The sequence below is a fragment of the Priestia sp. FSL H7-0729 genome (genome assembly GCF_038005685.1).
Classification (GTDB): domain Bacteria; phylum Bacillota; class Bacilli; order Paenibacillales; family Paenibacillaceae; genus Paenibacillus.
The window spans coordinates 1-12331 of the sequence record NZ_JBBOTQ010000009.1; the positions used below are offsets into that span (position 1 = coordinate 1).

Consider the following 12331-nt stretch of genomic DNA (forward strand, 5'->3'; position numbering starts at 1 on the left):
ATGAGTCGCCCGGCCGGCACAGGCCGGGCTATGACTCGCGCGGCGGCTGTCAGCCGCTCCAATGCGTACATGCCAACAATGGCACCGTACGCATTAGGGTACTGCAATAATCCGCCAAGCCGGGCTCCGGCGGAACTGATCTCGGGGTCAGCAGTCCGCATCACCCCGAAGGGCAGCGGCAATACTCCGCACACAGCAAGAATGCCGCTTAGTACAAGCAAGCCGCCTGCCATCTGCCACCCGCAGGCTAACCAACGCGTACCATCCGTACGTGCCGCCAGGATTGTGGTGAGCAACGTAAACAGCGCAAGCATGCTCCATCTTAGCATTTCATCCATGCTACCCTGTTTGCTCACCGAGCCTGCCCATGCATGTAATCCAAAACAAGTCATCATCCCTATTGGCCACAACACCCGCCACATTCCCGGGATTCGAAGCATTCGCCCAACCATTCGTTCATTGTTCCCTAGCCAATATACCAGTGACAGGGGTACTTGTTTTCGCACTTGCCCTTTCTCTTTCTCTTTCTGTGGACGAAAGACTGTAAGCAATAGCACGATCATGATCAAGGTGCTTCCTGCTGCGATCAGAAGGACAGGATACAGATCGGTCGAATAGTACAGCCCCCGACTCAGACACCCTGCGAGCAGCAAGACAATGGCGAGTATACCCAATCCAAAAGTCCAACCCGACCCTGAATAATATTCATTCCTCAAACTTTGAGAAGAACTGCCTGCCCCCTCCGTTTGGATAACTCCATTTGAATGATATGTCTCATCTTTTTTATACATATCATCTTCGTTGTATGTATCTTTCCTATTATATTTACTGTCTCTACAATCCCTGCTGCCCTGATTACATAAGTCCCTGTTATCTACATATCCTGTATCATTTGCGTGGTGAAACCCCTCAAACGCCCGTTCCATCAGTTCCTCGCTCGCCACATAACCTCGTTTATACCTTACAATTCCCTTATCCATTATCCTATTCTCCATCCCTACCCACCCTCCTTCCTTACACCGCTTCATATCCATAACAAAACAAAAAGACAGAAGTTCCCGATATCGGGTCCTTCTGTCTGATACATACCTGACAGTTAAGATGTTACTTGTTACAAAGTATGTGCATAGTATTGAAGTTCACATTCAGGGACCCTAATTGCAGTATGTCCCTCGATTGGCATTAGCACACTCAGCAAATGTCGCAATTCGTGGAATCTTGAACGGTTTCTTTGTTCGATTTTGATTTCCCCATAACCTGCTTGCCATCGCCAGGAAGCAAATCCGCACAAGCCCGCTCCAAATAGGGATCGGCATGAATAAAATCACGGAAAGCCGTGTATTCATTCCACATCTCCGTCACTTCACCAGCCTGACCGCGAACAGCACGAATCAATATGTTTTTAGGTGTATTCTCCATATCGATGAATTCAAGTAATTGTGTCTTGTATCCCATCAGATCAAGCAACTTGGCACGAATCCCATCCGTAGCCAGTGCGGAGAAACGTTCCTTGAGAATACCGTGGGACAACAAAGGATTCATCACAGAAGACTCGACTTGCTCAAACAGTTCATGCTGACAGCAAGGAACAGACAGAATCACAGAAGCCCCCCAACGAACGGCCTTCTCCAAAGCAGCATCTGTAGCTGTATCACAGGCATGTAGCGTGACAACCATATCCACTTCGTTCAATTCATCGTAGTCCGCGATGTCTCCAACCAGAAACTTCAGATCGCCATAATGCAATCGATTAGCCAGATCATTACAGTGTTCAATGACATCTGCCTTTAAGTCCAATCCAATAATCTTGAGTGAACGCCGTTGTTGTACGGAGAGATAGTGATATAACGCAAAGGTCAGATAAGATTTGCCACAACCAAAATCAACGATGGTCAGCGGACGTCCCTCCGGCAGATGTGGAATAACATCCTGCACCATTTCGAGGAAACGGTTGATCTGTCTGAACTTGTCATACTTGCGGGCCAATACACGACCTGCTTCGTTCATAATGCCAAGTTCAACGAGGAACGAGACAGGCACTCCCTCTTCCAATACATATTGCTTCTTGCGATTATGCGATAGATCCACCGCAGTCTTGGAAGCAGATTTGGTCAGAATGGATACTTTATATTTTTTGCTGATCAAAATTTGATAGTCTGCCTCAGTCGTACAGAGCAGGCCTTGACGAAACGTCTCTTCGCATAGCAAAGTCATGCGCTCAGCCGCTTCAGCCGGAGTCAAATTCTCGTGCAGCACTTTGTTGTTATAATGAAATGCAAATTGATAATGCAGCTGATTCTTCAGTGTCACCGGCTTGACTTGCACTTTGGTATACGAGACATTGTCCCGTCTGCGCAGCTGGCTCCAGGTCGCTGTAATCAGCGAATTCTGTTCAAAGATGTCTTGTATAAGCTTTCGCAATGAATCCACGGGGTACATCTCACTTTCGGTTTGGTTTGGTCAACCGTTACCATACCACAATTCCGTTTCCTCTCCAAGTAAAGGCATGTAACAAGCATTGATCCAATCCATATTTTATGAGTTCATCTCTTGACGACTTAGTTCAGTTAGTCCCTCTCCAACTTCGTTCCGTGGCAGACCGCCCTGCTCCAGCTGTTCATCCGTGAGTTGGCTCAACCTTTCATAGAACGCCTGTACATCATCTCGGTAGCTCACCGGGAATTCAGCACCAAGCTGGAGCAGCCTGTACCAGCTGTTCTCTGCCTGGTCATAACGCCCTTGTTGCTCACGATAGAGGGCAAGCTGTCTTTCAGTCCGGGCAGGAAGCTCATATTCTTTGGTGAGTCCCAATACACCCTCCACCCGTTCCGGTCCATTCAATAACTGAGGATTAGCGCCATGGTTCAAGGCATACAGGTAAAAATGAAGTGATCTCATCAATCGAATGACAGCCTCATCCTCTGCGTCCATTCTCTCCTGATCCTCTATGCCTTCCACTTTGGCCTTCTCTTGATAAATATAGGCTTCTTCTTCAATCAGCCTGGCGGCATGCTGCAGATTGTCCACTTCAATCATTCCGCGAAAACGGAACATTTCAATAACATCCTCTGCTGGCATTGAGTTCAGTAGAGATAAATTCAACCCAAACTGCCTGCGCATCAGCTCATCCAGTTCGGACAAAGCCTCGGTGTGCTTGCGCTGCTGTTTAAGCGTGAACACTTTGCCAATAGCTTCCGTCATTTCCTCCATCATACGGAGCAGATAATCTTTTCTGAACATACTGTATGCCCCCTCATCATTCGACCCTATACATCCAATCGTTCTCATGTCGTTCCTTTATCGTTATTTTAATTCATGACATGACAAAAAGCCAAAAAACAAGACACGCACGTCTATGCTCCTGTCCATAAACACACTGAACCCCTGCTATCCCAAAGGGACTTTACAGGGGTTCAGCTAGAATGGAACTGGGTCCCCCTCTTCCACAAGAGAGTAGAATCATCCAGAAACCAAACTATATTCTATTAAAATCAATATAAATTTACTTTCATCAATTACTTCGATAATCCAGCCATGAATTGTTTAATGACCTGAATTAACTCTTCAGGAGCTTCATACATGCTCATATGACCCGCACCCGCAATCACGGCTTGCACGATATGTGGCTTGTCACTTGTAAATGTACGTTCTGGCGGGATAACCGCATCCTTCTCTCCCGCAACCAGCAATACAGGTAAAGGTGTAGCCGATAACACATCGCGGCGATCCGGGCGTTCTCGCATAGCAAGCGCAGCACCAACAGCACCTTGAGGAGCAGTCTGGTATCCAATTTCCTTCACACGTGTTACATCCTTAGATAGCGATTCCACATGTTCCTGTGCAAACAGTCCCGGGACCAGTCCATCTACAAAATTCACGATACCATCCGTTTGAATGGTGGAAACGGCGCGAAGACGTTTCTCCTTGGCTTCTTCACTGTCCGGGTAGGCGGTGGAGTGAATCAGGCCAAATGCATTCAAACGCTCCGGGTGACGTTGTGCGATCGAGAGCGCAATATATCCCCCCATCGAGTGTCCCAGAAGGACTGCCTTTTCCACTTTCAACTCGTCCATCAGCTGTAATACATCATTGCCCATCTGTTCGATGGTATAACTCCCTACAGGTGCATCTGTTTTTCCGTGTCCACGCAGATCAGGTACGATACAGCGATAGCTGCGTGCCAGTTCAGGTACGACCTCATCCCAATACGAGGAACTACCACAGTATCCGTGGAGCAAAATGAGTGCTTCTCCCTTACCTTGTTCGGCATAACAAATCGTCGTTCCATCACACATCACTTTTTCCATATGAATCCCTCTCTCTGCGCGAATTAAATAATTCAGGTTGTATATTATTAAGCCTACATATCATGAATGAAACGTTTGTCTCCATTTCCATGCTTCAATTGCAGCGTCTGCAATCGTTCGGGACATCTCCATGACCAAGTGAAGCGAGGTCATCTGCAATATGGAATAAGGCCTTGGTCCATTGGCATTAACCACAGCTGCCAGACTATATTGTCCGACAGGAGGAAGCTTGCCTCCAACCGATTGGGCTGGAATGAGTGGGTTATTCGAGAGATAATATGTACCTACGGCATTCTTGGGACCCAGACACGCATCGATCGCTATGATGGCATGGTGTGCAGGAATAAGTGCCAATTTCTTCTCCAGCGTATCTGCATCACAAGGGGAAGACAGCGTGCCCATCACGTTTCCCATTCCGTTCTCTTGGAGTAAGCTTCCGGTCAGGGGACCCAGAGCATCCCCGGTGGAACGATCGGTACCAATGCAGACCAACGTGATTTCATCTGGAGCATGAAGTTTGAGGATATTTTTGAAAAATAAAACCAGATTCTCTGCAGGCACGCCTTTGCGGACTTCTCTTCCTTGATGGCGAACCATTTCTCGCTTATACGCTGCCAAGCTTCGTTCCCTCCAGTACACCCAGGTTTCCATTAAAACCTGTTGTTGTATCCATCATTGTAACCGATGCTTCGTTTCCCCGCAAAAGCATTGGCCTGACCACTTCCAATCATGATACAATAACAAGAGTTTCCGATACGGAAGGGATGAACTTAACGATGGATTTAACACAAGCAACAGCAGCCAATATGGAATATATGATTGAAGCGATCAAAACCAAACTTCGTATGGCAAGCGGTGCCGCCATGCAAGCTTCTTCATTCCCACTTGAGAAATATGAAGATCTGTTTGACCTGTATGAAATGATTTTGAGCAAGGAACATCTCAGTATCTCCGAAGTGGAAGCTGTCGCTTCTGAACTGGGTAACCTTCGTAAATCCTAGTCCAAGCAAGCCAAAAAAAGGACCTGTCTTCCACATCAACGTGGCAACAGGTCCTTTTTGCATGTTTATATTTCAAGACGATCTTTTACGGAATACCTCTGATCCTTAAGGCAGGTCAACCAGAACAAATTCGGCAGGTTCACTGTCTGTACTCGTTATTTGCAGATCGCAGCTTTTACGAATTCGTGCAGCATCCCCCGGCTTGAGGTTGAAGTTGCCATCCGAGCAATGAATCTCCACATGTCCACTGATCAGGAAAAGATGTGTCCGTCGATCTTCATGTTGTGGGTACATCAACTTCTTCCCAGACTCCAAATGGGAGAGATAACAGGTTACATCCTGAGAAATAGGCAATGCGCCTTCGGTTCCCTCGCCCCCTTGCCCGGATACAATCGGACATAGACGATTCAAATGCTCCTGCGGCTCTATTCTCCGATTCGTATAGGATGGTTTCAGCATACGCTCTGATGGCAAAAACCACATCTGGAGGAAACGTACCGGTTCATCCGCTGACGGATTGGTCTCGGAATGTTCCACTCCCGTTCCCGCGCTCATCACCTGGACCGTACCCGGTTCGAGCAATTGTTCTGTTCCCATACTATCCGTATGTTTGAGTGTACCTGATATGACATAACTGACAAGTTCAAGATCATGATGTGGATGTTTCTTAAAGCCTTCTTGCGGCATCAGCGTGTTTTCATTATGAGCCAGCAGACAGCCAAAATGGGCGTTACTCGGATCATCATAATCCGCAAAGGAAAAGCTGAATTCGCTGTGTATCCAACCTCGATCCGACGTGTGCCTTTCTTCCGATGTCACCACTTTAATCATGTTCATCCACCTCCAAGGGTTTAGAGCTACCACATTACTGCGGCAGTCCATGCGTGTATATGAATTGTTTAGATAAATACCAGTTGGTATGTCATCTTTACCCGGGGTCCGGCAACTCTAATCACGCCCCTTCTTAAGGTTATACGCTATCTTCCAGTGAGTGAAGAATGAACTCACTAGCTGCATGACCTACAAGGGTACCTTCATCATTTCGGATATCGGAAGGGAACACTTCAGCCAATCGTGCAAGGGTTCTATCATTGGAATAACCAATCTGTTTCAGGATGGATTGGGTAATGAAGGCCCACTCTTCCTCGGAACCATCAAGTACCTTGAAGGTGATTCCCAATCGTTCTTTTTTCAGACCAAAACCGAATACCCCTTTGAATCCACCTTTCGCTACAATGTTACCGTCTTCCAGCAGTACTGAATCTACACGCTCCGTGCCACCTACCATTAACGGATGTTCATTCATAGCTGATGTAATCGTCTCTACAGCTGTTCTTGTAGAAGCATCGGCGATGAGGTCCGGACAAGCGAGCTTCAGATAGGCGTTCGACAATGCCGACAACGGCAAAGAAAATACCGGAAAGCCGCAGCCATCCGTCCCCAGCTTAATCTCTTTTTCCTCAATACCTGCCAGGTCGGCAAACGTTTCGAGAATTTCACGTTGCACCGGATGATCGGGTTCAGCGTAACTGCCCAAATCCACCTGCTTCATCTGACTGTACCCCAGAATTCCCAGATGTTTTCCGGAGCAGTTATGCAAGATGCGACGTTTCTCCCCTTGTCCACGTATCCATTGATTACGGCTTTCTTCATTAAGCGGGTAGCTTGGTGCACAGATCAGGCATTCTTCACCCAATCCGATTTTACCGGATAACTGCTCCAGCACCCGAATGTGTTCCGGTTCCGAACGATGCGAAGAGGACATAATGGCAATCTCCTGTGCGGATAGGCCATAGTGACCGACAATCCCTGCCCGGATTCCTGGAATAGCTTGAAAAGGTTTGGCAGATGAGCGAGTGAACGCTCTAAAATGAGGGTCGCCAGCCGAGTATACAATTCGCCCATACTCATCCGTAATACTTATGTGTCCGTAATGGGCGCATTCCATGACGCCTGCACGGTATTCTTTAATTAACAAGGCACTCTCCATGCGAGTTCTCTCCTTTGTGCTCCCGATTTCATCTCTGCTTTGCGTCACGACGCCGCATGGGATATCTTAAATAGTATAGTACAAAAGCGACGTTTTTACAGTTTTTTCGACATGCATTTCGGGTATAGCATTATCATCTATGTTCATGACTACCATACTGAAGGAGAAACCCACTATGCCACGTAAAATGTCTACACCATCCTTATCAGGATCGACCCCTGGCATGTCGTTACGCCCCCTCTTCAACTGGAGTTTGGCTGGTATGGTTATCAGCGCTACGGTTGTATTCATCCTGGCAGGTCTGGGTGCCTGGTTGGGCCATGATTCTATTATTCGTCTGGATGATGAAATTCAGCAATTATTTTATCTGAATTCAGATTCACGTCTTTATCTATTGCCTTACACTGCATTCATAACCGCGCTGGGCTCATTCAAAATCTCTGCTGTAGCTGCAGGAGGTTTTGCTCTTCTTTTCTTCATACAACGCAGCCCAAGGTTTGTTATATATGGATATGCGATCACGGGAAGTTTTGCCATGATGTGGATTCTGAACACGTTATTGAAAGAATTTTTCAGACGAAGCAGACCTGAACTGGATCATCTGCTGGTCGTTCACGGGTACAGCTTTCCCAGCGGACATGCCATGATCTCTATGGGCTTCTATGGCATGCTCTTTGTCATCTGGGCCATTGAGCAGCAGCGACATAACTCTTCCGGAGTGTGGCTTCCTGTTCTATGTGGTATCAGTTTTATTTTCTTGATTGGCCTCAGCCGCATCATGCTCGGCGTACATTATCCTACGGATGTATTTACGGGATTTGCCGCTGGATTGGCATGGATCTTCTGCATGATTAAAGGCATTAAACAGAGCCGCTAAAGAATGAATTCCTCTGATTTCCAGTGCATTCATCCTCATCTTTATTGTTTCACAGGGTTGCACGGCGTTTATATACGAAGTAAGCAAACGCGAACAGACAACATCCTACATCAAGTTTAAAGGAGGCGGTTGTTATGTGGGGCATCATTATCAGCATTGTGATGGCTGTCATCATCGGATTGATCGGAGATGCACTTGCCGGTCACAACATGCCTGGAGGCATAATCGGTGCAATGATTGCCGGATTTGCCGGAGCTTGGCTGGGTGCACTTTTGCTTGGTAACTGGGGACCCGTTATCGGCAACTTTGCCATCATCCCTGCCATCATTGGTACAGCGCTCTTTGTTTTCTTGCTGGGGCTTGTGTCCAGACTGCTAAGACAGGCTGCCTGATTCGGGCAACAAGGTGTTCGTTGTTTCGTATTTGTTTCCTAATTTGAAGAAGGAGTGATTAGACATGAATAAAGCAGAAGAGCAATATCCTGTACAGACGGGTTCGACTTTCGCCAAAGGGATTTTCATCGGAGGTTTGCTGGGGGCTGCTGCGGCACTACTCTTTGCGCCTAAACCGGGACGTGAATTGCGTGGTGACCTTTCCGAGAAAGTAGGCATGGTTACTGACCGCACAAAAGAAGTTGCAACCGTTGTAGGTGATAGAGCATCTGAACTGGCTAAAACGGTCTCATCCAAAACTTCCGACATTGCAAAAACAGTGAACCAAGGCCGCAATGATGTCATGGACTCTGTGAGAAAAGCATCCGCGGATGTGGCTAACGAAGCCTCCCGTGCATCTGAAGAAGTGGCTGCCGCTTCCGTAGAAGCGAAGGAAGATGCACGTAAAGAACTTAACTCGACTAGCCTGTAAGGCGATACAGATCGAGTGACCAATAGCCAGCTGCACTCCAGCTGGCTATTTTTTATCCAATGCGAGTTGAGGGGGAATAATCATGAGTAAAGTTACAATTAACGGTAATACTCCAATTACGGGAGGAACACCGGCACAGCAGTATGATACAAGCGAGCATCCTTTTGAATTGCGACACGAGGTAAAGCGATTGAACACACGTCTGGACCAGATTGCGGACAGTCTGGAGAGAGCGCAGATCAAAGACATTATTGAGAATTACAGCAGTCCCAAAAAGCGGATTATTACCAACTTTACAGCAGGTATGGCACGAGGACTTGGGCTGACCGTAGGTACCTTTGTTGTTCTGGGTCTGCTCGCATTCATTCTCAGCCAATTCGTCAATATGCCGATTGTGGGACAATATATCGCTGACTTGCTGGGCTATATTGAAGATTACAAAAACTAAGAGGATTGGCCAACAGTAGGCTACCGTTTACGCTTTTCTGTTGCTCCATTTTTCTCTGTCTCCTCAGCTGAAGGCTGTGAGGATTTCACTTTGAGCAGATCTCCTGTCCATCCTTTCATCATCAGCCATACATACATGCTGATCATGCTTAAGATAATGACAACAAGGACCAATACAACTCCCCATGATTTATCGATAAAGGGCAGGTTCTCAAAGTTCATCCCCCATATCGCGCCAGCAGCGGTCGCGGGTATGAACACAGCGGTGACAATAGTCAGTGTTTTCATAATCTCATTACCACGTACACCAGAGATTGCATTATCAATGGAGATTAACGTATCAATCTCTTTCTCATAATGACGAAACAATCGTTCCATTCGCTCTACTCGATGTTGGAGCTGTTGGAAGTATCGATTTTCATCTATTTCGTCAAGGTAAGCCTCATGTGAAGCGGCCATTAGTTCCGAGTAAGGGATGAACAGATTACTCCAATACAATAATTCAAATCGAGCGGCGAGAATCTGGTCCATCAAGGTGCGTGCATTGCGGGATTCCATCTTCCGTTCCAGATCACGCAGGTTCATCTCAAAATGATCCATTCCCACATGGTAGTAATGCAGTATAGCTCGAAAGAGTACAAACATCCCGTCCCTAGCCTCACTACATTGCTGTAACATATGGGCACGTTCATCCGTCTTCATAATACCTCGTGTATTGTCATCCATATTCAAGGTAACCAGGTTATTACGATCGACATAAAAGAACATCTGATTATCTTTTCTTTTGTCATCTCTCTCATTCTTGATCGCATACAACAATGAACCAAATATGACTGGTTCTTTACCATTCACGAAACGGACGGACAAATAATTCGATTCTACTTCCGGAATTTTATAAAGCCAATACCGCATATCCGGAAACGCCTCTGTCAGCTCCTCCAAAGCATCGTTCATGCTATCGGTGTCAGGTGCAACCCAATCCCACCATTGCCAATGGTCCGAGCAAGATAACTTGTCACGGCGAGCTTCCAACTTGATTTGGTTCACAATCACTTTATCCACTCCTGCACTCATGTTCTTCATTGCATACCCATCTTTTTGATCCCAAAAAGGACACGTATGCATTTCAGCGCAATAACGTGTCCTTCTTTATGCCGTACTCAACAACATCAGGGTTCCATTTTTCATAACATTGAAGCATTCGACATGATCTGTTTCAATTTCTCTGTAGCCCTCTTCTGAATACGAGATACACTCATCTGTGAAACACCAAGCTTCTGGGCAATTGCCCGTTGAGATTGGCCATCCTGAAAGGCTAGAATAAGTACCTGTTGCTCTTGTTCCTTCAATTGTCCCAATGCCTGTTGCAAGTCCATCCGTTTTTCGACCGAATCATAGTCATTAACATCTGCACTGATCAGTTCACCCAATGTTGCTGCACTGTCATCCTGAGATAAAGGAGAATCCAGTGACACATAGTGGTAACATTCCCGACCAGCCAGGACTTCAATCGTCTCTTCTGCAGTCAAATCAAGGTATTCAGCAATTTCGTTCACACCAGGTGAGCGCTCCAGCTTCACGGTTAACTCATCAATGGCATGTTGCACAAGTGCTCCCTTTTCCTTAATCCTCCGGGGCACCTGAATATACCAGGATTTGTCTCGCAAGTAGTTCTTCATATGACCGATCATACTCTTCATAGCATAAGGTTCAAATGGAATACCCAGGTTGATATCGTATTGCTTAAGCAAACGAATCAAGGCCATCTGCCCGGTCTGATACAAGTCTTCGTATAGATCAGGGCGATTCCGAGCAATTTTACCTGCTGCCATCTTAACCATCGGTTCATATTTACGGATGAGAACTGTTGCAATTTCATTATCTTGGGTCTGCTGGTATTCCCAGATCAAACCTATAGCTTCAGACATGGACTCTGGGGGAGTCACTTTTTCATTCATACTTTCTCCTCACTTCTTGCAAGACGTTTTACGAGTACTACCTTCGTACCTTTGCCCGTCTCACTTTCCACACTGACATCGTCCATCAAGGCTTGCATCAGGTAGAACCCAAGTCCGCCAATCTGCGCTTCTGTCAGTTCTTTGTCGTGAAGACCAGCACGTGACACAGCAGGGTTCATGTTCTCGAAGCTGGCACCTTCGTCCTTAACAGTAATGGACAATGTTTCGCCTTCGACTTCGAATACAACTTCAACCATGCCGCCTTCGTGTGAGTAAGCATACAGTACAGAGTTGTTACAGGCCTCGGATACAGCAACTTTCATATCCTCAATGTCTTCATAAGAAAATCCCATTTTGGATGCTACTCCATAAAGATTAAGTCTTACAATATCAACGTAATCAGCTGTCGCCGGTAAATTAAGGGTGACTCTTTGAACTTCTGCATTCATTCCTTTTTCGATCCTTTCCTATTGGGAATTCTTCTGTGTGACAAAGAATTTGGCGATGCCCGTCATGTCAAAAAGTTTCTGGATTTGCGCAGGAACTTCCTGTACTTCAAAGCGAGCTTCCATTCCATGTCTGGCCTTCAGAACAGATAACAGGATACCAATCCCTGTACTATCGATATACTTCAATTCTTTCATGTTGATCACAAGATCCTGTTCCTTGTTATCCACTAGCGGCTCCATCACCAAGCGGAAGTCAGGAGCAACCGACAAATCCAGTTCGCCAGTCAGATACACCGTGCACACGCCGTCCTGTGTTTCAGTTCTTGCATTGAATTTTTCGTTTTTGTTTGTATTCATTAGACATCTCTCTCCTGATCAATGGTTTCCTTACCTAATAACCCAACTTAGGCACGAGTGAAACAAAAAGAAGTTTGGAAA

General features: G+C 46.4%; 15 protein-coding genes and 1 pseudogene. 5 read left to right on the top strand and 11 right to left on the bottom strand.

Translation table 11 applies throughout. The features are described from left to right. The 5 genes and pseudogenes from MHH93_RS19410 to yyaC form a co-directional block, all read right to left on the bottom strand. Positions 1-995: pseudogene (locus MHH93_RS19410) on the bottom strand (hypothetical protein); the annotation flags it as partial. A gap of 196 nt (positions 996-1191) precedes the next feature. Next, positions 1192-2439 (bottom strand): class I SAM-dependent methyltransferase, encoded by a 1248-nt coding sequence (locus MHH93_RS19415; protein ID WP_500055351.1) that lies wholly within the window; start codon positions 2437-2439, stop codon positions 1192-1194. Positions 2440-2535: 96 nt separating this feature from the next. Next, on the bottom strand, positions 2536-3240 hold the full coding sequence (locus MHH93_RS19420) for a DUF6483 family protein (protein WP_500055352.1): 705 nt from the start codon (positions 3238-3240) through the stop codon (positions 2536-2538). Between the two features lie 275 nt (positions 3241-3515). Beyond that, on the bottom strand, positions 3516-4307 hold the full coding sequence (locus MHH93_RS19425) for an alpha/beta fold hydrolase (RefSeq protein ID WP_500055353.1): 792 nt from the start codon (positions 4305-4307) through the stop codon (positions 3516-3518). Positions 4308-4367: 60 nt separating this feature from the next. Beyond that, positions 4368-4925 carry a spore protease YyaC gene (gene yyaC, locus MHH93_RS19430; protein WP_500055354.1) on the bottom strand — a complete coding sequence of 186 codons (558 nt, stop codon included), beginning with the start codon at positions 4923-4925 and terminating at the stop codon, positions 4368-4370. A 158-nt stretch (positions 4926-5083) separates the two neighbouring features. Here yyaC and MHH93_RS19435 point away from each other — a divergent pair, with 158 nt between their 5' ends. Further along, positions 5084-5308, top strand: a complete 225-nt coding sequence (locus tag MHH93_RS19435; protein WP_017692283.1) for a DUF1128 domain-containing protein — start codon at positions 5084-5086, stop codon at positions 5306-5308. A gap of 105 nt (positions 5309-5413) precedes the next feature. On the opposite strand, the gene MHH93_RS19440 is transcribed toward MHH93_RS19435, so the two are convergent. Beyond that, positions 5414-6139 (bottom strand): pirin family protein, encoded by a 726-nt coding sequence (locus MHH93_RS19440; RefSeq protein ID WP_133387146.1) that lies wholly within the window; start codon positions 6137-6139, stop codon positions 5414-5416. Positions 6140-6278: 139 nt separating this feature from the next. After that, the gene (locus MHH93_RS19445) at positions 6279-7298 is read right to left on the bottom strand and encodes an asparaginase (protein WP_500055355.1); all 1020 of its coding nucleotides are present in this window, start codon (positions 7296-7298) and stop codon (positions 6279-6281) included. 175 nt (positions 7299-7473) lie between these two features. Here MHH93_RS19445 and MHH93_RS19450 point away from each other — a divergent pair, with 175 nt between their 5' ends. From MHH93_RS19450 to MHH93_RS19465, 4 genes are all read left to right on the top strand, one after another. Next, positions 7474-8175, top strand: coding sequence for a phosphatase PAP2 family protein (locus MHH93_RS19450; protein ID WP_500055356.1), 702 nt, complete (start codon positions 7474-7476; stop codon positions 8173-8175). A gap of 134 nt (positions 8176-8309) precedes the next feature. Further along, the gene (locus tag MHH93_RS19455) at positions 8310-8567 is read left to right on the top strand and encodes a GlsB/YeaQ/YmgE family stress response membrane protein (RefSeq protein ID WP_017692278.1); all 258 of its coding nucleotides are present in this window, start codon (positions 8310-8312) and stop codon (positions 8565-8567) included. A 64-nt stretch (positions 8568-8631) separates the two neighbouring features. Next, positions 8632-9039: a YtxH domain-containing protein gene (locus MHH93_RS19460; RefSeq protein WP_500055357.1), complete on the top strand. Its 408-nt coding sequence runs from the start codon at positions 8632-8634 to the stop codon at positions 9037-9039. Between the two features lie 82 nt (positions 9040-9121). Beyond that, complete coding sequence (locus MHH93_RS19465; protein WP_017692276.1) at positions 9122-9487, top strand: DUF5665 domain-containing protein; 366 nt, start codon at positions 9122-9124, stop codon at positions 9485-9487. 20 nt (positions 9488-9507) lie between these two features. On the opposite strand, the gene MHH93_RS19470 is transcribed toward MHH93_RS19465, so the two are convergent. The 4 genes from MHH93_RS19470 to MHH93_RS19485 form a co-directional block, all read right to left on the bottom strand. Then, on the bottom strand, positions 9508-10569 hold the full coding sequence (locus MHH93_RS19470) for a magnesium transporter CorA family protein (protein WP_500055358.1): 1062 nt from the start codon (positions 10567-10569) through the stop codon (positions 9508-9510). A gap of 101 nt (positions 10570-10670) precedes the next feature. Next, positions 10671-11444: a sigma-70 family RNA polymerase sigma factor gene (locus MHH93_RS19475; RefSeq protein WP_047841571.1), complete on the bottom strand. Its 774-nt coding sequence runs from the start codon at positions 11442-11444 to the stop codon at positions 10671-10673. Beyond that, a complete protein-coding gene (rsbW, locus tag MHH93_RS19480; protein ID WP_076212654.1) occupies positions 11441-11893 on the bottom strand; it encodes an anti-sigma B factor RsbW in 453 nt (150 codons plus the stop codon). Before rsbW ends, MHH93_RS19475 begins: the two co-directional genes overlap by 4 nt. Before the next feature lie 18 nt (positions 11894-11911). Next, positions 11912-12250, bottom strand: a complete 339-nt coding sequence (locus tag MHH93_RS19485) for an STAS domain-containing protein (protein WP_036606989.1) — start codon at positions 12248-12250, stop codon at positions 11912-11914. Positions 12251-12331 lie beyond the last annotated feature (81 nt).